A 21,246-nucleotide genomic window follows, 5' to 3' on the forward strand; every position below is an offset into this window, starting at 1 on the left:
ATCTGAAACAACACACGACCCCCCGTGGAGGGTGTGGATAGTTTCATAGTGTTACGGCGGTTATAGCGGTGGGGAAACGCCCGGTCCCATTCCGAACCCGGAAGCTAAGGCCACCTGCGCCGATGGTACTGCACTCGCCAGGGTGTGGGAGAGTAGGACACCGCCGGACAATCCTTCGAAATGGGGGCCCATACCGTGGGCCCCCATTTTGCGTTTCAGGGCCTGTGCCGCGTGGACGCCGGACCGTCCGCACGTGATTGAATCTGGGTCGTACGGACCGCACGTCACGTGGGCGAGAGCGCCGCGACCGGGCATCGATAGCAACAGCGACGACAGAGAGAGGGAGCACCGTGTCGGAGCAGAACGACGGCAGGAAGCCCTTCCGCCGCAGCGGCGCCGGTCAGGGCCCGGGCGGCTCCGGCAAACCCCCGCGCGAGCGGTCCGGTGGTGACCGGCCCTACCAGCCACGGAGTGACCGCAACGAGGGCGGCGACGCCCGGGGAACCGGCGACCGCCGTTCGGGCGGTTTCCGCCGCGACAACTCCGGCCGCGATCGCGAATTCGGCGACCGCCGTGGGAATTTCGACGACCGCCGGGGCGGATCCGACGATCGTCGTGGCTACGGCGACCGTCGTGGTGATTCGGACAACCAGCGCGGTGGATTCGGCGACCGGCACGGTGGATCCGGCGAGCGGCGCGGTTTCGATGGTTCCCGTGGTGGTTCCGACGGCCGCCGCGGCGGATCCGATGATCGCCGTGGTGGTTTCGGTGAACGGCGCGGTGGGTCCGATGACCGTCGTGGTTTCGGTGATCGCCGGGGTGGGTCCGATGATCGCCGTGGTGGTTTCGGCGAGCGTCGCGGCGGTTCCGATGATCGCCGGGGCGGTTTCGGTGAGCGTCGCGGGGAGTTCGGTGAGCGGCGGGGTGGTTACGAGCGTGGTGGTGCGGAGCGGAGATCCGGTGGGCCGCGGGGGGATTCCGATCGTGGGGATTTCCGGCGTGGGGAGGAGCGGTCGGATCGTTGGGGCGGCGAAGGTCGCGGCGGGTTTTCGCGGGATCGGCGCGAGGGGGATCGGCCCGCGCGTGGTGAGCGTGAATTCGGTGGTGACAGAAGGGAATTCGGTCGGGGTGGGGATGCCGGTCGGCCGGAGGAGCGGCGGCGTGGTGGCGAGGGGGTCGGGCGGGGACAGGAGCGTCGGCCGGGGCGTCCCGATGAGCCCGCGCTGCCCGAGGATGTTCAGGCGAGCGATCTGGAGCCGGTGATCCGGCGCGATCTGCTCAGCCTGGACAAGGGCAATGCCGAGACGGTTGCCCGGCACCTGGTGATGGCGGCCCGGCTCCTCGACGAGGATCCCGAGCTGGCCCTGGCGCATGCGCGGGCGGCGCGGCAGCGCGCCGGGCGGATCGCGGTGGTTCGCGAAACCGCCGGTGTCACCGCCTATCACGCGGGTGAGTGGGCCGAGGCGCTCTCCGAGTTGCGCACCGCGCGGCGGATGTCGGGCGGCTCCGGTCTGCTCGCGGTGATGGCCGACTGCGAACGCGGTCTCGGTCGCCCCGAGCGCGCCATCGAACTGGGGCGCAGCGACGAGGCCCGGGGCCTGCGCGGCGACGAGGCCACCGAGTTGCGCATCGTGGTCGCGGGCGCCCGCATGGATCTGGGCCAGTACGACCAGGCCGTGGTGACGCTGCAGACCCCCGATCTCGACCCTGCCCGTACCGGTTCCGCCGCGGCCCGACTGTTCTATGCCTACGCGGAGGCCCTGCTGGCCGCCGATCGTGGCGACGAGGCCCTCCAGTGGTTCCTCAATGCCGCCGCCGCGGACATCGACGGCGAGACCGATGCCGAGGAGCGTGCCGACGAGCTCGCCGGTGGTGCGGTCGCGGATTACGACGAGGCCGAGGATTCGGGCGGCGATGACGAACCGTCGGACGACACTCGGTAACGGAGCTAGGTGGAGGCTGCTGTGACGCGCTTGCGGGATCGGTTCGGGGCACTGCTGCTGGATCTGGACGGGACGCTGTATCGGGGTAATGCGGTGATTCCCGGTGCGCCCGAGGCGCTTTCGGCGGGGGAGCAGGTGTTGGTGTATGTGACCAACAATGCGAGCCGGGCCGCGGGAGCGGTGGCGCGGCATCTGGCCGAGCTGGGGTTCGCGGCCGGTGAGGGCGATGTCGTCACCAGTGCGCAGGCGGCGGCGCATGTGCTCGCCGGGCGGCTCGAGCCGGGGGCCGCGGTGCTGGTCGTCGGGACCGACGATCTGGTGGCGGAGATCGATCGGGTCGGGTTGCGGCCGGTGCGGCGGTTCGACGGCGAGGCGCCCGCGGCGGTGGTGCAGGGGCATTCGCCGCAGACAGCGTGGCCGGACCTGGCGGAGGCCGCGTATGCGCTGCGCGCCGGGGCGCTGTGGGTGGCGACCAATACCGATGCGACGCTGCCCAACGAGCGGGGACTCGCGCCGGGGAACGGCTCGATGGTTGCCGCGCTGCGAGCCGCGACCGAACTGGAGCCCTTGGTCGCGGGCAAACCCTATGCGCCGCTGATGGAAGACGCGCTCGAGCGAGCGGCCACCCGCGCCGCATTGGTGGTCGGCGATCGCCTCGATACCGACATCGACGGCGCCCACTGCGTGGACCTTCCCTCCCTGCTGGTCTTGACCGGCGTCAGCACCCTCACCGACCTCCGCAAACAACCCGCCGACCGCCTCCCCACCTACCTCGCCGACTCCCTCGATGCACTGAACCACCCTGTGGCGCAGACTGTTTCGGTCGATGACGCGACGGATATCGCGGACGCCCTCGCCGACCTCCTGCGCGCGCATCCTGGCCGAGCAATCGAGATTGCGCAGTAGCCCACGCCTGATCCCGGCGTGTGGCCCTGCTCTTGATCTCGGCGTGTGGCCCTGCTCTTGATCCCGGCGTGTGGCCTACTCCAGGTCTCGGCGTGTGGCCTACTCCAGGTCTCGGCGTGTGGCCTACTCCAGGTCTCGGCGTGTGGCCTACTCCAGGTCCCGGCGTGTGGCCTACCCCAGGTCCCCGTGTGGCCCACCCCAGGTCCCGGAGTGCCGCCCTACTCCTGATCCCGGCGTGCTTTTGGCCGGGATCCTCCGCAGGATTCCGGCCAAAAGCACGCCGGAATCAGGTGGCTGGTGTCGTCGTGGTGTGGTGGTGCTGTTGTCGTCATGATGTGGTGGCGCTGGTGTCGTCGTGGTGTGGTGGCGCTGGTGTCGTCGTGGTGTGCTGGCTGCCAGGCGGTTATCCGTGGCGGAGTAGTGCGTGGCCCGCGCGGCGGCGGGCTATTGCGGTGAGTTCGTAGGCGGCGGTGGGGATTTTGAGCCACCAGCGTTCCAGGGGGCGGTAGTCGTCGGTGGGGGTTAGGCGGGGGGCCAGGTCGGGGCGTTGGAGGGTGAGGTAGCGGCGGGCTCGGGCGGCGTGCATGGGGTCGGAGGCTATGAGGATGCGGTCGGCGTGTTCGATCAGGGGGAGGGTGAATTCGATGTTTTGCCAGGTGCTTTCGGACTTGGTTTCGGTGGCCGTGCGGGATTCGGGGATGCCAAGGGACTCGTGGGCGTAGCAGGCCATGACGTCGGCCTCGGCCTGGTCGCGCTCGACCGCGCCGCCGGTGAAGACGATGATGTCGGTGCGGGCGGGGTCCAGCGATCGGGCCGCGATTTGGCAGCGCCAGCGCTGCATGGGATGCGGTTGCCCGTTCTTCTTGGCCGGACAGCCCAGCACCACAACGGCTTCGGTGCCGTTCGGGGCGCTCGGGTCGGCGGGGGCGAAGCCGCGCCGCGACGCTCGCCGGTGCAGTAGCTCGGACACCGCGACGATCGTGGCCAGCGTCACCGCCACCCGCAGCATTGCCCGCCGCCCGACAGCATCGACTCGATCAGCTCGCACCGCCACATTCTGCCAAGGGCGGGCCGGATGCGCCCCACCGCCGCGCCCGTGCTGTGGCGCAGTCGGTACGTGTGTTCGAATGCGAACTCCGGTAGCGTGGTCGACACCATGACTACGCCGATGCCTCGTCCGCACGCGCCCGGGCCGAACGCCCGCCCGGGTGTGCCGCTGCCCGGTCAGCACCTGCCGGGCGCGACCCCGGCGGAGTTCGCCGATCCGCAGCAGGTGCGCGCGGAGATCGACGCGCTGGTATCGGAACTGGCTGCCGGAACACACAATTCGGACCCCGACCGTGCGGGCGTCGACATCACCCGGCGGGCCCGCATCCTGGAGCAGGCGCACGAGGTGCTGGTCCAGGCCCTGGCGACGGTGGACAAGATCTGAGGTGGCCAGGCGCGCTCGGGTGGACGCCGAACTGGTTCGCCGCGGATTGGCGCGATCGCGGGAGCACGCGGTCGAACTGATCGGCGCGGGCCGCGTCCTCATCAACGGAACGGTCGCCGCCAAACCCGCGACGGCGGTCGAGGCGGGCACGCCCCTGGTCGTTCGGGAGGAACCCGACGAGGTGCGGTGGGCCTCGCGGGGCGCGCACAAGCTGCTGGGCGCGCTCGCGGCGTTCGAGCCGCAGGGTGTCACCGTCGAGGGGCGGCGCTGCCTGGATGCGGGCGCGTCGACCGGCGGTTTCACCGATGTGCTGCTGTCGCGCGGTGCGCGCGAGGTGGTTGCCGCCGATGTCGGCTACGGCCAGCTGGTGTGGCGGCTGCGCACCGACGAGCGGGTGCACGTGCTGGATCGCACCAATGTCCGTGCCCTGACCGCCGAGCAGATCGGCGGCCCGGTCGAGGTGGTCGTGGCCGATCTGTCGTTCATCTCGCTGGGCCTGGTGCTGCCCGCGCTCGCCGCGTGTTGCGCGCCCGATGCCGATCTGTTGCCCATGGTGAAGCCGCAATTCGAGGTCGGTCGGGAGCGAGTAGGCTCCGGCGGTGTGGTGCGTGATCCCGGGCTGCGCGCGGAGGCGGTGCGCGAGGTCGCGGCCGCCGCTGCCGGGCTGGGTCTGCACACGCGGGGGGTCGTGGCCAGTCCGCTGCCCGGGCCCTCCGGCAATGTCGAATATTTTCTGTGGCTGCGTAAGGGCGGGGAACCCGTGGACGATGTGGCGGCGTTGGTGACACAGGCGGTCGAGGAGGGACCACAGTGAAGCGGGAGATCCTGCTCGTCGCGCATCCCGGTCGGCCGGAGCTGACCGAGACCGCGCATCGGGTGGCGAAGATCTTCGCCGAGGCCGGGATCGGCCTGCGCGTGCTGGCCGACGAGGCGTACAGCACCAGGCTCGACTGCGACGAGCAGGGCGAGCCGGACGGTTATCCGGTGCAGACGGTCGAGCACGGCCCCGACGCCGCGGTGGGCTGCGAGATGGTGCTCGCGCTGGGCGGTGACGGCACCTTCCTGCGCGCGGCCGAGACGGCGCGCCCGGCGCGGGTGCCGGTGCTGGGAATCAACCTGGGGCGCATCGGATTTCTCACCGAGGCCGAGGGCGAACACCTCGACGACACGCTCGCCCAAGTGGTGCACGGCGACTATCGCATCGAACAGCGGATGACGATAGATGTCAGCGTCCGCGTGGATGATGTCGTGGTGGACCGCGGCTGGGCCCTGAACGAGGCCAGTATCGAGAACGCCGCCCGCATGGGTGTGCTCGAGGTGGTGCTGGAGGTGGACGGCCGCCCCGTCTCGCAGTTCGGCTGCGACGGGGTCCTGGTAGCGACGCCGACCGGCTCCACCGCCTACGCGTTCTCCGCGGGCGGGCCGGTGGTGTGGCCGGAACTCGAGGCGCTGCTGGTGATTCCGAGCAATGCCCACGCCCTGTTCGCGCGTCCGCTGGTGACCAGCCCGGATTCCCGCATCGCCGTGGAGACCGTGGCGACGGGCCATGACGCGGTCGTCTTCCTGGACGGCCGCCGCACGCTGCCGCTGCCGAAGGGCGGGCGGTTCGAGGCGATTCGGGGGAGTGAGCCGGTGCGATGGGTGCGGTTGGATTCCGCCCCGTTCGCCGACCGGATGGTGCGCAAATTCCAGTTGCCCGTGACAGGTTGGCGGGGCCGACGGTGGACGGAGACCACGAGTGCTGACCGAGATCAGGATTGACGGCCTGGGCGTCATCTCCACCGCCACAGCGCAATTCCACGAGGGGCTGACGTGCCTGACCGGTGAGACCGGCGCCGGAAAGACCATGGTGGTGACGAGCCTGCACCTGCTCGGCGGCGCCCGCGCGGACGCCGGGCGGGTGCGCCGGGGCGCGGCGCGCGCGGTGGTGGAGGGCCGATTCACCCTCGATGAGGCGCACGACGGCGCGCGCGACGAGGTCGAGAAGGTGCTGGAATCGGCCGGGGCGCAACGCGACGACGACGGCAGCGTCATCGCCGTGCGCACGGTCGGCAGCGACGGCCGCTCGCGCGCGCACCTGGGCGGACGCAGCGTGCCCGCGGCGGTGCTGTCGGATTTCACCGCGCCGCTGCTGACCGTGCACGGGCAGAACGACCAGCTGCGGTTGCAGCGGCCCGACCAGCAGCTGCGGGCGCTGGACCAGTTCGCGGGCGAGTCGATCGCCGCGCTGCTGCGCAAATATCAACTGGCGCGGCGCGGTTGGTTGCAGGCGCGCACCGAGCTGCTGGAACGCACCGCGCGCGGCCGGGAACTGGCGCTCGAGGCCGACCGGCTCAAGTACTCGCTGGACGAGATCGACGCCGTCGCACCGGAACCCGGCGAGGACGAGCGCATCGTGGCCGAGGTGCTGCGGCTGTCGGATCTGGATTCGCTGCGCGAGGCCGCGACCGCGGCGCACGACGCGCTGGCCGGACCCGCCGACGCGCCCGGCGAGGGCGCGGGAGCACTCGATCTGCTGGGCACCGCGCGCGCCCGGCTGGATTCGGCGGAGGACCGGGCGCTGGCGGAGCTGGCGCCGCGGCTGGGCGAGGCCATCTCGGTGGTGGTGGATCTGACGACCGAGCTGAGCACGTATCTGTCGGATCTGCCGTCGGATCCGGGCGCGCTGGATTCGCTGCTGACCCGGCAGGCCGAGCTGAAGGCGCTGACCCGCAAGTACGCGCCCGACATCGACGGCGTCATCGCCTGGGCCGACGACGCGCGAGGCCGCCTGGATTCGCTGGACGTGTCCGACGAGGCGCTGGCCGCGCTGGCCAAGGAGGTCGACACGACCGCCGAGCAGGTGCGCGAGGCCGCCAAGAAGCTGACCGCCGCGCGGACCAGGGCCGCCAAGAAGCTCGCCGCCGCGGTGAGCGCCGAGCTGGGCGGGCTGGCCATGGGCCGCGCCAAGCTCGAGGTGCAGGTGCGGCCGGTCGCCGCGAGCGCGCAGGATTCGGCGCCGATCACGGTGGACGGCAAGGAGGTTCACGCCGGGTCGACCGGCGTCGACGAGGTCGAGTTCCGGCTGTCGGCGCATTCGGGCGCGCAGTCGCTGCCGCTGAGCAAGAGCGCCTCCGGCGGTGAGCTCTCCCGGGTGATGCTGGCGCTGGAGGTGGTGCTGGCCAGTTCCGAGCACGGCACGACCATGGTGTTCGACGAGGTCGACGCGGGTGTCGGCGGCCGGGCCGCGGTCGAGATCGGCCGCCGCCTGGCCCGGCTCGCCCGCACCCACCAGGTGATCGTGGTGACCCACCTGCCGCAGGTCGCGGCCTTCGCCGACACCCACCTGGTGGTCGACAAGGTCGACGACGGCAAGGGCGTCAACAGCGGCGTGCGCACCCTGGCCACCGACGACCGGGTCAAGGAGCTGGCGCGCATGCTCGCGGGGCTCGACGACACCGAGACCGGCCGCGCGCACGCCGAGGAACTGCTGGCGACCGCCCGGGCCGAGAAGGACGCCACCGCCGTCGGCTGACGGAGAGTTCCCTACTCCGCGGCGGCCTTGCGGGCCGCCGAGAGGAACGGGGTGATGAGACCGCGCAGGAACAGTTGCGTGAGGCGGTCGGGGACAGGGAGTTTCGGGAAGGACTCCATGCGGTAGGAGACCAGGGTGCCGCCGTCGGGGGCGTCGGCGAAGGTGATGGTGCCGGTGTGGCTCTTCACGGGGGCGCCGGCGATGATCTTGTACTCCATGCGCTCGCCCGGGACCAGGGCGGTGGTCTCCTCGGTGATGCCGAATCCGCCTCGGCCGACGCGATAGCGCGCGCCCACGCCGGTGGGCTCGGGGGAACCGGGCCGTTGCAGCGTGAAATTGATCGGCAGATAGGCGTTGAGACTGTCGCGCTGGGTGAACAGCCGGTAGACCCGATCCCGCGGAGCGGGGATGACGGCGTCGACGGTGGTGCTGGACATGGCGGTCTCCCTTCGGATTGTGAGGCGCAGCATATCCATACCGGTTGCATTGCTCCGATGCCGAGTTGCTCGCATCACAGTGACGAATGTGGTAGCGCGGGCGCGGCGCGCCTCCACCACAGGTTGAGGGTTAACGACCATCATCGGACCTCATGAAGATGCTGGCGTTGTTGTCGAGAAACACCGAAACGCTGCCCGGACTGACCGGGATGGCCCGGGTGGACCGCAACACCCGGCGTCTGCTCAAGCGGGTCGGGCTCGGCGATATCGTCGTGCTCGACGAGATGGACCTGGACCGACTCACCGCCGACCGGCTCGTCGAGGCCGGTGTGGCCGCGGTGATCAACGCGTCGCCGTCGATCTCCGGGCGGTACCCGAACCTGGGCCCGGAGGTGTTGGTGGCCAACGGCATTGCCCTACTGGACGCCCTGTCCTCCGATGTTTTCGGTGCCATCAAGGACGGCACGCGGGTGCGCCTGCACGAGGGTGTCGTCTACGCGGACAAGCTCACCAAGAAGGAGCCGGAGGCCCTGCTGCGGGGCGCCGAGCTGAGCGAGGCCACCATCGCCGAGCGGATGATCGAGGCCCGCAACGGGCTGGCCGATCATCTGGAGGCGTTCGCGGGCAACACGATCGAGTTCATCCGCAGCGAGAGCGCGCTGCTCATCGACGGGATCGGGGTGCCGGAGCTGGAGTTGTCCATGCACAACCGGCAGGTGGTGGTGGTCGCCGACGGGCCGGACCATCGCGAGGATCTGCGGTCGCTCAAGCCGTTCATCAAGGAGTACGCGCCCATTCTGGTCGGCGTCGGGGTGGGCGCGGATACGTTGACACGCAGCGGATATCGGCCCGACCTGATCGTCGGCGATCCCGACGAGATCACCGCGACCACGCTGAAGTCCGGCGCCGAGGTGATCCTGCCCGCCGATACCGACGGCCACGCCAAGGGGCTGGAGCGCATCCAGGACCTGGGCATCGGCGCGACCACCTTCCCGTCGTCGGGGTCGGCGGCGGATCTGGCGCTGCTGCTGGCCGATCATCACGGCGCGGCGCTCATCGTCACCTGCGGGGCCGCCGCCTCGCTGGACGACTTCTTCGACCGCAGCCGCCGCGAATCCAATCCGGCCACCTTCCTCACCCGGCTCAAGACCGGGGCGAAGCTGATGGACGCGAAAGCGGTTGCGGTGCTGTACCGCAACCGGACATCGGGCTGGGCGGTCGCCCTGGTGGTGCTGGCCGCGCTGGTCGCATTGATCGTGGCGGTGCTGGCCTCGCACCTCGGCGGGGAGGCGCTCGACTGGGCGGCGGCCACCTGGCACCACGCAGAGGCGTGGGTGCGCAATTTATTCCACGGAAATCGCTAGGGGCCGCTGTGATCTCGTTACGCCAGCATGCCGTCTCGATCGCCGCGATCTTCTTCGCCCTGGCCCTCGGACTGCTACTCGGAGCGCAGGGGCTCAGCGGCGGCGTCCTGGCGTTGCTGCGGTCGGATCACGGTGCGCTGCAACAGCGCAACAACGCGCTCGCCGCGGAGAACACCCGGCTCACCGAGGAGGTCGCGGCCGCGGACGGCTTCGTCGCCCGATCGGCGCCGCGGCTGCTGGGCGGCACCCTCGCCAATCGCAGCGTGCTCCTGTTCACCACGCCCGACGCCGATCCCGGCGATGTGGACGCCGTGGCCAAGGCGCTGGGCGCGGCGGGGGCGACGGTGACCGGAAAGATCGCGCTCACGGACTCGTTCGTCGACTCCGCGCAGGGCGACCGGCTGCGCACCGCGGTCACGAACATGATTCCGGCGGGCGGGCAGCTACAGACCGGGGCGGTCGATCAGGGCAGCCTCGCGGGTGACCTGCTCGGCCTGGCGTTTCTCACCGATCCCGGGAGCAACCAGCAGCGCGCCACGCCGCAGGAGCGCGGCCTGATCCTGGACACGCTGCGCAACGGCGGATTCGTCGCCACCGGCGAGGTGCAGCCCGCGCAGCTGGCGGTGGTGCTGACCGGTGCCGGTGCGAGGTCCGAGCAGAACAACCAGGGGTCGATCATCGCGCGCTTCGCGGGCGGGCTGCGCGGCCGCGGCGCGGGTGTGGTGCTCGCCGGGCGGGGCGGTGCGGCCGACGGTGCGGGACCGATCGCGGTGGTGCGCGCCGACGGACACCTGGCGTCCACGGTCACCACGGTGGACAATGTGGATCGCGAAATCGGGCGGCTCACCACGGTTCTGGGCCTCGGCGAGCAACTGGGCGGCAAGACCGGCGGGTACGGCACCGGGGCGAAGGCGACGGCGCTGAGTGTGGCGGCGATGCCGGGGTAGGGAACCCTTGGGCTGCTGTGCGGTAGCCAGTGGGTGCGAGGCTGACGGGTCGGCTGGGACCGATGTGACGAAACGGTGGGTTGTCACGACACGGAAGGTGCGCGTGGCATTCGATTCGCAACCGTTTTTCGTGTTACTGTGAAGTCCCGTGGGTCAATCACGGATTCCGGCGCGTTCCCCCCATCAGACGACCGCCACCAAACACATCTTCGTCAGCGGCGGTGTCGCCTCGTCCCTCGGTAAGGGACTGACGGCCTCCAGCCTCGGGCAGCTGCTCACCGCGCGTGGACTGCGCGTCACCATGCAGAAGCTCGACCCGTATCTGAATGTCGATCCCGGCACCATGAACCCCTTCCAGCACGGTGAGGTGTTCGTGACCGAGGACGGCGCCGAGACCGACCTCGACGTCGGCCACTACGAGCGGTTCCTGGACCGGGAGCTGACCCGCGACGCGAATGTCACCACGGGGCAGATCTATTCGACGGTCATCGCCAAGGAGCGCCGCGGTGAATACCTCGGCGACACGGTGCAGGTGATTCCGCACATCACCGACGAGATCAAGCATCGGATCCTGGCGATGGCCGCGCCCGATCGGGACGGGCAGTCCCCGGACGTGGTGATCACCGAGATCGGCGGCACCGTCGGCGATATCGAGTCCCAGCCGTTCCTCGAGGCGGCGCGGCAGATCCGGCACGAGGTGGGCCGCGAGAACTGCTTCTTCCTGCACGTCACGCTGGTGCCCTACCTGGCGCCGTCGGGCGAGCTCAAGACCAAGCCGACCCAGCACTCGGTCGCCGCGCTGCGCAATATCGGTATCCAGCCCGACGCGCTGATCCTGCGCTGCGACCGCGAGGTGCCGCAGCCGCTGAAGAACAAGATCGCGCTGATGTGCGACGTGGACGTGGATGCCTGCATCTCGACCCCGGACGCGCCCTCGATCTACGACATCCCGCGCGTGCTGCACCGCGAGGGCCTGGACGCCTACGTGGTGCGCAAGCTGGGCCTGCCGTTCCGCGACGTGGACTGGACGGTGTGGGGAGACCTGCTCGACCGGGTGCACAACCCGCGCGAGGAGGTCACCGTCGCACTGGTCGGCAAGTACGTGGACCTACCCGATGCCTACCTGTCGGTGACCGAGGCGCTGCGCGCGGGCGGATTCGCCGCGCGCGCCAAGGTGAACATCCGCTGGGTGCAGTCCGACGAGTGCGAGACCCCGGCCGGCGCGCAGCAGCACCTGCACGACGTGGACGCGGTGCTCGTGCCCGGCGGCTTCGGCATCCGCGGCATCGAGGGCAAGGTCGGCGCCATCCACTTCGCCCGCACCCGCGGCATCCCGCTGCTGGGCCTGTGCCTGGGCCTGCAGTGCGTGGTCATCGAGGCGGCCCGCGCGGTCGGCCTCGACGACGCCAACTCGGCCGAATTCGAACCCGACACCAAGCATCCGGTCATCTCGACCATGGCCGACCAGGAGCAGGCCGTGGCCGGGGAGGCCGACCTCGGCGGCACCATGCGCCTGGGCGCCTACCCCGCGGTGCTGGAGAAGGGGTCGGTCGTCGCGCAGACCTACGGCGTCACCGAGGTGTCCGAGCGGCACCGGCACCGCTACGAGGTCAACAACGCCTACCGCGCCAAGATCGCCAAGAGCGGCCTGCGGTTCAGCGGCACCTCCCCGGACGGCCACCTGGTGGAGTTCGTCGAGCTGCCCGCCGACAAGCACCCGTACTTCGTCGCCACCCAGGCGCACCCGGAGCTGAAGAGCCGGCCCACCCGGCCGCATCCGCTGTTCGCCGGGCTCGTCGCCGCCGCGCTGAAATACAAGGCGGCCGAACGACTTCCGGTGGAGATCCCGGGCGAGATCGGGGCCGAGGTCGCCGAGGGGGAGCGGGTCTCGCCGTGACCGCCGAGGGTCCGGGCACCCACGAGTTCGAGACGGTGTCCAGCCGCACCGTGTATTCGGGCGCCATCCTGGCGCTGCGGCTGGACCAGGTCGCGATGCCCGGCGGGCGGGTGGTCGAGCGCGAGGTGATCGAGCACCACGGCGCCGTCGCGGTCGCGGCGGTGGACGACGACGGAAATCTGGTGCTGATCAACCAGTATCGGCATCCGATCGGTCGGCGGCTGCTGGAATTGCCCGCGGGCCTGCTCGACAAGCCCGGGGAGGATCCGCTGGTCGCGGCGCGGCGCGAGCTGGCCGAGGAGACCGGGCTGGCCGCCCGCGACTGGGCGGTGCTGGTGGATGTCGCGCTCTCGCCCGGCTTCACCGACGAGGCGCTGCGCATCTACCTGGCCACCGGGCTGTCCGAGACCGACCGGCCGGAACCGGAATTGGAGGAGGCCGACATCCAGCTCGTGCGGATGCCGGTCGAGGAGGCGGTGCGGGCGGCGCTGGCGGGGGAGATCGTCAACGCCACCGCCGTGGCCGGGGTGCTCGCGCTGGCGACGGCGCGCGGCGGGCAACTGCCGCTGCGCCCGGCCGACGCGCCGTGGCCCGGCATGCCGACCGCGTTCGTCGAGCGCAAGGTCGCCGAGGGCGCGGGACGAGCGTAATCTCGTCCCGCGCACGCGGTTCCCCGAAAGGTGTCCCGCTCTGGTAAGCACAACGGTATGAGCGAGGCGACCCGGGCGGCGGGTTCGAGGACGCATGCGACGCGGTGAGGTCTGGCGATACTGCCCCACGCTGCTCGACGGCACCCCGTTTCCCCGCCGTCGCACGGTGGTGCTGGTCTCGGATCCGGCGGTGATCGCCTCGCCGTATCGGTGGTTGCATGCGGTGCGCCTGGCCGACGACGACCCCGGCCACATTCTCACCATCCGCACCAGCCACGGCTGGGCCGACGCCGTGCATCTGCTGCGCGTCTACCGGATGTGGTTGGCGGAGCAGACCGGTGAGCTGAGCGTGGACGAAATGGAATCGCTGGACACCCGATTGCGCGCGGCGCTGAGCTTGTGAGTTCGCGGCCGCGTGCCATGATGTGAGCCGTGTTGCAGCGGCAGATCGACGCGTATCTCGACCACCTCACGGTCGAGCGCGGTGCCGCGCGCAACACGCTGGGGGCCTACCGGCGCGATCTGGACCGGTATCGGAACTTCCTCGAGCAGCGCGGAATCGGCGGCCTGGACGCGGTGACCGAAAGCGATATCGCGGATTTCGTGGTGTCGCTGCGCGCGGGGGCCGACGGCTATCCGCCGCTGGCCGCCAGCTCCGCCGCGCGCGGGCTGGTCGCGGTGCGCGGGCTGCATCGGTTCGCCGCCGCCGAGGGCATCACCGCGGGCAATGTCGCGCACGCGGTGAAACCGCCGACCCCGGCCCGGCGGCTGCCCAAAGCGCTTCCCTACGACCAGGTTTCGCGGCTGCTGGAGGCGGCGGGCGGATCCGGTGAGGGGCCCCGCGGGGTGCGCGACCGCGCCATGCTCGAGCTGCTGTACTCCACCGGGGCGCGGATCTCGGAGGTGGTCGGCCTCGATGTCGACGACATCGATGTCGGAGAGCGCGCGGTCGTGCTGCACGGCAAGGGCGGCAAGCAGCGCATGGTACCGATCGGGCGCCCCGCCCTGTCCGCCCTGGACGCCTACCTGGTGCGCGCCCGGCCCGCGCTGTCGCTGCGCGGCAAGGGAAATCCGGCCCTGTTCCTCAATGCGCGCGGCGGTCGGCTGTCCCGGCAGAGTGCCTGGCAGGTGCTGCAGGACGCCGCCGAACGTGCCGGGATCGCCGCCGCGGTCTCCCCGCACACGCTGCGCCACTCGTTCGCCACCCACCTGCTCGACGGCGGCGCGGACGTGCGCGTGGTGCAGGAACTGTTGGGCCACGCCTCGGTAACGACGACGCAGATCTACACGTTGGTCACGGTGAATACGTTGCACGAGGTGTGGGCGACCGCGCATCCCCGGGCGCGGTGACGATCCGGCTCGATGTCCATTCATGATTCCGGCGTGCTTTCGGCCGGAATCCCGTGAGGTCCCGGCCAAAAGCGTGCCGGGACCAGTGAGGGAGTGTGCCGGGACCAGTGAGGGAGTGTGCCGGGACTAGTGAGGGAGTGTGCCGGGACCAGTGAGGGGGCGTGCCGGGATCGATGAGGGCGCGTGTCGGTGTGGCTGCGGGCGGGTTCACAACGCGTGTCCGATCGTGGGTCTTGCGCTCGGAGACGGTAGCGTCTATGTGGGTCCTGGTGCTCCGGACAGGGGACACCGGGTGGGAATTGCCCCGCTGCGCTGGGCGGGGCAACGGGCAGGAAATATCGAAGGAGCAGCGGATATGACGACAGCCGGTGCGGCCGAGCCGCCGATGCGCGCTGCGGCAGAACCGCTTTCGAGCACCCGATCGGGCCCGCGGATAGAGCAGGCGGCTCAGACCTTGTGGGAGGCGAAGGACATCGTGGCGGACGGCGCGGAGATCGGACCGACCGGACGCCCGCTTCGCGACATTCCCGATCCGCCGCCCGTCTCGCACGAGGGTGACGCGCTGGTCGTGGCGATGTGCAACCAGAAGGGCGGGGTCGGCAAGACGACCTCCACCATCAATCTCGGTGCCGCCCTGGCCGAACACGGCCGCCGCGTGCTGCTGGTCGACCTGGATCCGCAGGGCGCGCTGTCGGCGGGGCTCGGCGTGGCGCATCACGATCTCGATCTCACCGTGCACAATCTGCTGGTCGGCAATCGCGCCACCGCCGCGGACGTGCTGCTGCACACCAAGGTCGACGGGATGGATCTGCTACCCAGCAACATCGATCTGTCCGCGGCCGAGATCCAGCTGGTCAACGAGGTCGGCCGGGAACAGACCCTGGGCCGCGCGCTGGCGTCGTTACGCGGCGACTACGACTACATCCTCATCGACTGCCAGCCGTCGCTGGGCCTGCTCACCGTCAACGCGCTCGCCTGCGCCGACGGCGTGGTCATTCCCATGGAGTGCGAGTACTTCTCGCTGCGCGGGCTCGCGCTGCTCACCGACACCGTGGAGAAGGTGCGGGACCGGTTGAATCCGCGACTGAGCCTGTACGGCATCGTGGTCACCATGTTCGATGCGCGGTTGCTGCATTCGCGGCAGGTGATGGCCCGGGTCGTGGAGGTGTTCGGGGATCTGGTGTACGACACGGTGATCGCCCGGACCGTCCGTTTCCCCGACGCCAGCGTCGCCGGTGAGCCGATCACCACGTGGGCGCCGAAATCCGGTGGCGCGGAGGCGTATCGGGCCATGGCACGGGAAGTCATCCACCGGTCGGGCCGGTGAGCGAACCCACTGCCGACAATCCGGACAGATCGCCGGGATTTCATCTGCGGCTGAGCAACTTCGAGGGCCCCTTCGATCTGCTGCTGCAACTGATCAGTCAGCGCCGCCTCGATGTCACCGAGGTGGCGCTGCACAAGGTCACCGACGAGTTCATCGCCTACACCAAGGCGCTGACCGCGGGCCTGGATCGGGACACGACGCTGCGCGCGGACAAGATCCTCGATCAGACCACCGAGTTCCTGGTGGTGGCGGCCACGCTGCTGGATCTGAAGGCGGCCCGGTTGCTGCCCGCGGGCGAGGTCTCCGACGAGGAGGACCTGGCCCTGCTGGAGGCGCGCGACCTGCTGTTCGCGCGGCTGCTGCAATACCGGGCGTTCAAGCAGGTGGCCGAGTTGCTGGGCGAGTTGGAACAGGCGGCGCTGCGGCGCTATCCGCGGGCGGTATCGCTCGAGGATCGCTATCTGGACCTGCTGCCGGAGGTTACGCTGGGTGTCGACGCCGAGCGCTTCGCCGTGGTCGCGGCGACGGCGTTCCGGCCCCGCCCGGCGCCCAAGGTGGGTCTCGATCATCTGCACGCCCACGCCATCTCGGTCGCCGAGCAGGCCGCGCTCGTCTTGGACATGCTGAAGATGCGGGGGCCGGGCGGCTGGACGACCTTCCGGGAACTGTGCGCCGACTGCGACGTGCCGATCCAGATCGTCGCCCGCTTCCTGGCCTTGCTGGAGCTGTACCGAGGCAAGACGATCGAGTTCGACCAACCCGACCCGCTGGGCCCCCTGGCGATCAGCTGGATCGGCGACGAGGCCGGCGACACACCGGCGACGATCGAGGAGGACTACGGGTGACGATGGCACCGGACGACATGGTCGAGCAGGCCCTTCCCGACCGGCTCGACGACGCCGAGTTCCGGGCGGCGCTCGAGGCGATGCTGCTGGTCGTCGACGCGCCCGCCCCGGCCGAGCTGCTGGCCTCGGCGCTGGGCGACGACGAGTCGCGGGTGGTGCGGACGCTGCGGGAGATGTCGGCCGAGCTGACCGCGCAGGGGAGTGGTATCGATCTCAGATTCGTCGGCGACGGATGGCGTTTCTACACCCGTACCGAGTACGCGCCCTACGTCGAGCGCATGTTGCTCGACGGCTCGCGGTCCAAGCTCACCCGGGCCGCTTTGGAAACTCTGGCGGTTATCGCCTATCGTCAACCGGTTACGCGAGCACGGGTGAGCGCCGTGCGCGGGGTGAACGTCGACGGCGTGATCCGCACCCTGGTGGCGCGCGGACTCATCGCCGAGGCCGGGACCGATCCCGAGACCAGCGGCACCCAGTACGTCACCACCGAGCTGTTCCTGGAACGGATCGGGCTCGCGTCGCTGGCGGAACTTCCGCCGTTGGCGCCCCTGCTGCCGGGCGTCGACCTGATCGATGAGATCAACGAGAGCCTGGAGACCGACCCCCGGTACACCAGGCTGAAGAGACCCGCCGAGGCCGACCTCGACCTCGGCGCCGAGGATTGACAGGACCCGTGAACAGACCCGCTCGCCGAGATGGCACACCGGATCGTAGGAACTATGGCGCCGCAGGCCGCGGCGCGCAGGACGGCCGCGGGCGCACCGGCGCCCAGGGAGCCGCACGAGGGCGCAGAGACGCCAAGGACGGCCGCGGCGATTTCGCCCCGGGCCGCGGGGGACGCGACGACTTCGGGGGGAACCGCGGTCGGCGTGAGGACTTCGGCAGAAGCCGGGGTGGGCGCGATGACTTCGGTGGAAGCCGGGGCGGGCGCGACGATTTCGGGGGAAGCCGTGGTCGTGACTTTGGTGGAAACCGCGGTGGCCGTGAGGACTTCGGTGGAAGCCGTGGTCGCCGTGACGATTTCGGCGGTGGCCGCGGTGGCCGTGACGATTTCGGTGGAAATCGTGGTCGGCGTGATGATTTCGGCGGTAGCCGACGTGGACGTGAGGACTTCGGTGGTAGCCGTGGGGGCCGTGACGATTTCGGTGGGAACCGTGGTCGGCGTGACGATTTCGGTGGTAGCCGCGGTGGGCGCGAGGACTTCGGTGGGGGCCGGAGCGGGCGCGACAGCTTCGGTGGAAGCCGGGGCGGCCGAGGGGAGTTCGCATCGGGGCGTGGCGGTCGTGGCGATTTCGGTGGGAGCCGGGGCGGGCACGGTGAATTCGGTGGCCGTGGGGGTCGGGACGATTTCGGTGGGAACCGTGGTCGGCGTGAGGACTTCGGTGGGGGCCGGGGTGGGCGCGACGGGTTCGGTGGAAGCCGGGGTGGGCGTGCGGAATTCGGCTCCGGGCGCGACTCTGCCAAGGGGCGCGGTCGTGGCGTGCCGGGCAATCTGCCGGGGCGCGGGGAGAGCCGGTCGATCGGCGCCAAGCACACCGGCATCGGTGGCGGGCGTCCGCTCGGGCCCAAGCCCGCACCGGGGCGTAAGCCGAAGCCGCAGCGCAAGACCAAGCAGCCGACCATTTTGAGCTTCGCCAAGCCCGCGCGGCACCAGAACGCCGAACCGGCCGAGGCCGCCGGGCCGAAGAAGCTGCCCTGGGGCGAGGGCGAACGCCTGCAGAAGGTGCTCGCCAAGGCCGGTGTGGCCTCCCGCCGCGCCGCCGAGGAACTCATCGAGCAGGGCCGCGTCGAGGTCGACGGCCTGGTGGTGCGCGAGCAGGGCCTGCGCATCGACCCCGAGACCGCCGTGGTCCGGGTCGACGGCGTGCGGGTCGTGGTCCGCGACGAGCAGGTCTACCTGGCGCTGAACAAGCCCAAGGGCTTCCAGTCGACCATGTCCGACGAACTCGGCCGCCCGTGCGTCGGCGATATCGTCGCCGAGCGGGTGATGGCCGGGCAGCGCCTGTTCCACGTCGGCCGCCTCGACGCCGACACCGAGGGCCTGCTGCTGCTCACCAACGACGGCGAGCTCGCCCACCGGCTCATGCACCCGTCGTTCCAGGTGTCCAAGACCTACCTGGCCACCGTGAACGGCGAGGTCCAGCGCCACATCGGCAAGCAGCTGCGCGACGGCGTGGAGCTCGAGGACGGCCCGGCCAAGGTCGACCAGTTCCAGGTGCTCGAGGTCGGCGAGGGCCGCTCGCTGGTGAAGGTGGTGCTGCACGAGGGCCGCAAGCACATCGTGCGCCGCCTGCTGGACGCGGTCGGCCACCCGGTCACCGCGCTGGTGCGCACGCATATCGGCCCGGTCGCCATCGGCGACCAGCGCCCCGGCACCCTGCGTGTGCTGGGTCGCGACGAAATCGGGAAGCTCTACGAGGCGGTGTCGTTGTGAACGGTGTGGAAATGCTGGGAGGAGCCGTCGCCGTGGAACGTGCCAAGCTGTCCGGATCGGAGCCGCTGACGGTCGCGATGGACGGTCCGTCCGGGACCGGTAAGTCGAGCGTGTCCCGGCGGCTCGCGACCCGGCTGGGTGCGCGCTACCTGGACACCGGGGCCATGTACCGGGTCGCGACGCTGAGCGTGCTGCGCGCCGGGGTCGACCTGGCCGACCCGGCCGCCATCGCGACCGCGGCGAAGGACCTGCCGCTGCGCATCGGCACCGACCCCAGCCGCGAGCTGGTCGAGCTGGACGGCGTGGACGTGTCCGTCGAGATCCGCGGCAACGAGGTCACCCGCGCGGTGTCCGCCGTGTCGGCGGTGCCGGAGGTGCGCGAGCAGCTGGTCGCGCTGCAGCGCGAGATCGCCGCGGCCGCCGGGCGAATCGTGGTCGAGGGCCGCGATATCGGCACCGTCGTGCTGCCCGACGCCGACGCCAAGATCTATCTGACCGCGTCCGCCGAGGCCCGCGCCGACCGGCGCAATCAGCAGAACATCGCCGAGGGCCGCGGCGACGACTACGAGGCGGTGCTGGCCGACGTGCAGCGCCGCGACACCCTGGACTCCACCCGCGCGGTGTCGCCGCTGCGTCCGGCCGCGGACGCGGTGCCGGTCGACACCAGCGAGCTGACCATGGACCAGGTCATCGACGAGCTGTATCGCGTTGTCGCGCAGCAGGTTTCGGCAGGAGGCGCGCTGTGACGCAGGAGACGTTCGCGACCGACGGCGTCTGGGCCGACGAATCCGATTGGGAGATCGCGGATCTGGAGGGCGACGCCGAGGCGCAGGACCATGTCCCGATGCCGGTGGTGGCCGTCGTCGGCCGCCCCAACGTGGGCAAGTCGACCCTGGTGAACCGCATGCTGGGCCGCCGCGAGGCGGTGGTCGAGGATGTGCCGGGCGTGACCCGCGACCGCGTCACCTACGAGGCGAGCTGGTCGGGCCGCCGATTCCTGGTGCAGGACACCGGCGGTTGGGAGCCCGACGCCAAGGGCCTGCAGCAGTCGGTGGCCCGGCAGGCCGAATTGGCCATGCGGACCGCGGACGCCATCCTGGTCGTCGTGGACGCCACCGTCGGCGCGACCGCGACCGACGAGGCCGTGGCGAAGACGTTGCGCCGCTCCGGGACTCCGGTGATCCTGGTCGCCAACAAGGTCGACAGCGAGAAGCTGGAGGCCGAGGCGGCGGTGCTGTGGTCGCTGGGTCTGGGTGAGCCGCGGATGATCTCGGCCGCGCACGGCCGCGGCACGGGCGATCTGCTCGACGACGTGTTGGCCGTGCTGCCGGAGCTGCCGCGCGAGGACGTCGTCCGCACCGGCGGCCCGCGTCGGGTCGCCCTGGTCGGCAAGCCCAATGTCGGCAAATCGAGTCTGCTGAACAAGCTTTCGGGCGAGGAGCGGTCGGTCGTGCACGACGTGGCCGGAACCACCGTCGATCCGGTGGACTCGCTCGTCGAATTGGGCGGCAGGATCTGGCGTTTCGTCGATACCGCGGGCCTGCGCCGCAAGGTCGGCAATGCCGGTGGGCACGAGTTCTACGCGTCGTTGCGCACCAAGGCCGCGCTGGAGGCCGCCGAGGTCGCGATCATGCTGATCGATGCCGCGCAGCCGATCACCGAGCAGGACCTGCGGGTGATCAGCATGGTGGCCGATGCCGGGCGGGCGCTCGTGATCGCCTACAACAAGTGGGATCTGGTCGACGAGGACCGCCGCGAGCAGCTCGAGCGCGAGATCGATCGGGAGATGGTCCAGGTGCCGTGGGCGCTGCGGGTCAATATCTCCGCGCACACCGGCCGCGCGGTGCAGAAGCTGGTGCCCGCCATGGACACCGCGCTCGAATCCTGGGACAAGCGCATTCCCACGGGGCGGCTGAACAATTGGCTCAAGGAGGTCATCGCGGCCACCCCGCCGCCGATGCGCGGCGGGCGGCTGCCGCGCGTGCTGTTCGCCACCCAGGCGACCACGCGCCCGCCGACCTTCGTGCTGTTCACCACGGGCTTCCTCGAGGCCGGTTACCGCCGCTTCCTGGAGCGCCGCTTGCGCGAGGAGTTCGGTTTCGACGGTTCCCCGGTGCGGATTTCGGTTCGCGTGCGGGAGAAGCGGGACTGGAAGAAGAAGTAGTCGCGCGGCGAACGCCCCCGCCGTCGTTCGGCACGT

At 70.5% G+C, this 21,246-nt stretch carries 19 protein-coding genes, 1 rRNA gene and 1 pseudogene; 19 read left to right on the forward strand and 2 right to left on the reverse strand.

Going from position 1 to position 21,246, the window contains the following annotated elements; genetic code table 11:
* The first annotated feature begins 52 nt into the window (after positions 1–52).
* The 3 genes and pseudogenes from rrf (at position 53) to HPY32_RS09620 (ending at position 2,849) form a co-directional block, all read left to right on the forward strand.
* A 5S ribosomal RNA gene (gene rrf / locus HPY32_RS09610) occupies positions 53–169 on the forward strand.
* A 730-nt stretch (positions 170–899) separates the two neighbouring features.
* Positions 900–1,871: pseudogene (locus tag HPY32_RS44500) on the forward strand (hypothetical protein); the annotation flags it as partial.
* Between the two features lie 93 nt (positions 1,872–1,964).
* Positions 1,965–2,849, forward strand: coding sequence for an HAD-IIA family hydrolase (locus tag HPY32_RS09620; protein WP_067591103.1), 885 nt, complete (start codon positions 1,965–1,967; stop codon positions 2,847–2,849).
* A 403-nt stretch (positions 2,850–3,252) separates the two neighbouring features.
* Here HPY32_RS09620 and HPY32_RS09625 read toward each other — a convergent pair whose 3' ends face one another.
* Complete coding sequence (locus tag HPY32_RS09625) at positions 3,253–3,897, reverse strand: YdcF family protein (protein WP_171982766.1); 645 nt, start codon at positions 3,895–3,897, stop codon at positions 3,253–3,255.
* Between the two features lie 108 nt (positions 3,898–4,005).
* Here HPY32_RS09625 and HPY32_RS09630 point away from each other — a divergent pair, with 108 nt between their 5' ends.
* From HPY32_RS09630 to recN, 4 genes are read left to right on the forward strand one after another with little or no spacing between them, the layout of a single operon-like run.
* Positions 4,006–4,281 carry a hypothetical protein gene (locus tag HPY32_RS09630; protein ID WP_067596055.1) on the forward strand — a complete coding sequence of 92 codons (276 nt, stop codon included), beginning with the start codon at positions 4,006–4,008 and terminating at the stop codon, positions 4,279–4,281.
* Between the two features lies 1 nt (position 4,282).
* Positions 4,283–5,095 carry a TlyA family RNA methyltransferase gene (locus tag HPY32_RS09635; protein ID WP_067591100.1) on the forward strand — a complete coding sequence of 271 codons (813 nt, stop codon included), beginning with the start codon at positions 4,283–4,285 and terminating at the stop codon, positions 5,093–5,095.
* A complete protein-coding gene (locus HPY32_RS09640) occupies positions 5,092–6,042 on the forward strand; it encodes an NAD kinase (protein ID WP_067591097.1) in 951 nt (316 codons plus the stop codon). Before HPY32_RS09635 ends, HPY32_RS09640 begins: the two co-directional genes overlap by 4 nt.
* Entirely contained in the window at positions 6,020–7,795 is a 1,776-nt protein-coding gene (gene recN, locus HPY32_RS09645; protein ID WP_067591093.1) for a DNA repair protein RecN, read from the forward strand. Before HPY32_RS09640 ends, recN begins: the two co-directional genes overlap by 23 nt.
* 11 nt (positions 7,796–7,806) lie before the next feature.
* On the opposite strand, the gene HPY32_RS09650 is transcribed toward recN, so the two are convergent.
* On the reverse strand, positions 7,807–8,232 hold the full coding sequence (locus tag HPY32_RS09650) for an SRPBCC family protein (protein WP_067596054.1): 426 nt from the start codon (positions 8,230–8,232) through the stop codon (positions 7,807–7,809).
* A gap of 152 nt (positions 8,233–8,384) precedes the next feature.
* Here HPY32_RS09650 and steA point away from each other — a divergent pair, with 152 nt between their 5' ends.
* From steA to der, 12 genes are all read left to right on the forward strand, one after another.
* A complete protein-coding gene (gene steA / locus HPY32_RS09655; RefSeq protein WP_067591091.1) occupies positions 8,385–9,596 on the forward strand; it encodes a putative cytokinetic ring protein SteA in 1,212 nt (403 codons plus the stop codon).
* Between the two features lie 8 nt (positions 9,597–9,604).
* The gene (locus HPY32_RS09660) at positions 9,605–10,543 is read left to right on the forward strand and encodes a copper transporter (RefSeq protein ID WP_067591088.1); all 939 of its coding nucleotides are present in this window, start codon (positions 9,605–9,607) and stop codon (positions 10,541–10,543) included.
* Positions 10,544–10,691: 148 nt separating this feature from the next.
* Positions 10,692–12,440: a CTP synthase gene (gene pyrG, locus HPY32_RS09665; RefSeq protein WP_067591084.1), complete on the forward strand. Its 1,749-nt coding sequence runs from the start codon at positions 10,692–10,694 to the stop codon at positions 12,438–12,440.
* A complete protein-coding gene (locus tag HPY32_RS09670; RefSeq protein ID WP_067591081.1) occupies positions 12,437–13,090 on the forward strand; it encodes an NUDIX domain-containing protein in 654 nt (217 codons plus the stop codon). Before pyrG ends, HPY32_RS09670 begins: the two co-directional genes overlap by 4 nt.
* Positions 13,091–13,184: 94 nt before the next feature.
* Positions 13,185–13,493, forward strand: coding sequence for a hypothetical protein (locus HPY32_RS09675; RefSeq protein WP_067591078.1), 309 nt, complete (start codon positions 13,185–13,187; stop codon positions 13,491–13,493).
* A gap of 29 nt (positions 13,494–13,522) precedes the next feature.
* Positions 13,523–14,440 (forward strand): site-specific tyrosine recombinase XerD, encoded by a 918-nt coding sequence (xerD, locus tag HPY32_RS09680; RefSeq protein WP_067591075.1) that lies wholly within the window; start codon positions 13,523–13,525, stop codon positions 14,438–14,440.
* A 355-nt stretch (positions 14,441–14,795) separates the two neighbouring features.
* Positions 14,796–15,767, forward strand: a complete 972-nt coding sequence (locus HPY32_RS09685) for an AAA family ATPase (protein WP_195118779.1) — start codon at positions 14,796–14,798, stop codon at positions 15,765–15,767.
* Positions 15,764–16,612, forward strand: a complete 849-nt coding sequence (locus tag HPY32_RS09690) for a segregation and condensation protein A (RefSeq protein ID WP_067591072.1) — start codon at positions 15,764–15,766, stop codon at positions 16,610–16,612. The genes HPY32_RS09685 and HPY32_RS09690 overlap by 4 nt, the downstream gene beginning before the upstream one ends.
* A gap of 2 nt (positions 16,613–16,614) precedes the next feature.
* A complete protein-coding gene (gene scpB / locus HPY32_RS09695; protein ID WP_067591069.1) occupies positions 16,615–17,277 on the forward strand; it encodes an SMC-Scp complex subunit ScpB in 663 nt (220 codons plus the stop codon).
* Between the two features lie 815 nt (positions 17,278–18,092).
* Complete coding sequence (locus tag HPY32_RS09700) at positions 18,093–19,046, forward strand: pseudouridine synthase (RefSeq protein ID WP_231951751.1); 954 nt, start codon at positions 18,093–18,095, stop codon at positions 19,044–19,046.
* Between the two features lie 11 nt (positions 19,047–19,057).
* Entirely contained in the window at positions 19,058–19,792 is a 735-nt protein-coding gene (gene cmk, locus HPY32_RS09705) for a (d)CMP kinase (protein WP_067596051.1), read from the forward strand.
* Positions 19,789–21,210: a ribosome biogenesis GTPase Der gene (gene der, locus HPY32_RS09710; RefSeq protein ID WP_067591066.1), complete on the forward strand. Its 1,422-nt coding sequence runs from the start codon at positions 19,789–19,791 to the stop codon at positions 21,208–21,210. Before cmk ends, der begins: the two co-directional genes overlap by 4 nt.
* Positions 21,211–21,246: the final 36 nt, after the last annotated feature.

The organism is Nocardia terpenica (genome assembly GCF_013186535.1).
In the GTDB taxonomy this organism is placed as follows: Bacteria; Actinomycetota; Actinomycetes; order Mycobacteriales; family Mycobacteriaceae; genus Nocardia; species Nocardia terpenica.

Excerpts from the sequence above, each read along its gene's own strand:
- HPY32_RS09685 (WP_195118779.1), top strand. The coding sequence starts at position 14,796 with ATGACGACAGCCGGTGCGGCCGAGCCGCCGATGCGCGCTGCGGCAGAA.
- HPY32_RS09675 (WP_067591078.1), top strand. The coding sequence starts at position 13,185 with ATGCGACGCGGTGAGGTCTGGCGATACTGCCCCACGCTGCTCGACGGC.
- HPY32_RS09630 (WP_067596055.1), top strand. The coding sequence starts at position 4,006 with ATGACTACGCCGATGCCTCGTCCGCACGCGCCCGGGCCGAACGCCCGC.
- HPY32_RS09650 (WP_067596054.1), bottom strand. The coding sequence starts at position 8,232 with ATGTCCAGCACCACCGTCGACGCCGTCATCCCCGCTCCGCGGGATCGG.
- scpB (WP_067591069.1), top strand. The coding sequence starts at position 16,615 with ATGGCACCGGACGACATGGTCGAGCAGGCCCTTCCCGACCGGCTCGAC.
- steA (WP_067591091.1), top strand. The coding sequence starts at position 8,385 with ATGAAGATGCTGGCGTTGTTGTCGAGAAACACCGAAACGCTGCCCGGA.
- cmk (WP_067596051.1), top strand. The coding sequence starts at position 19,058 with ATGCTGGGAGGAGCCGTCGCCGTGGAACGTGCCAAGCTGTCCGGATCG.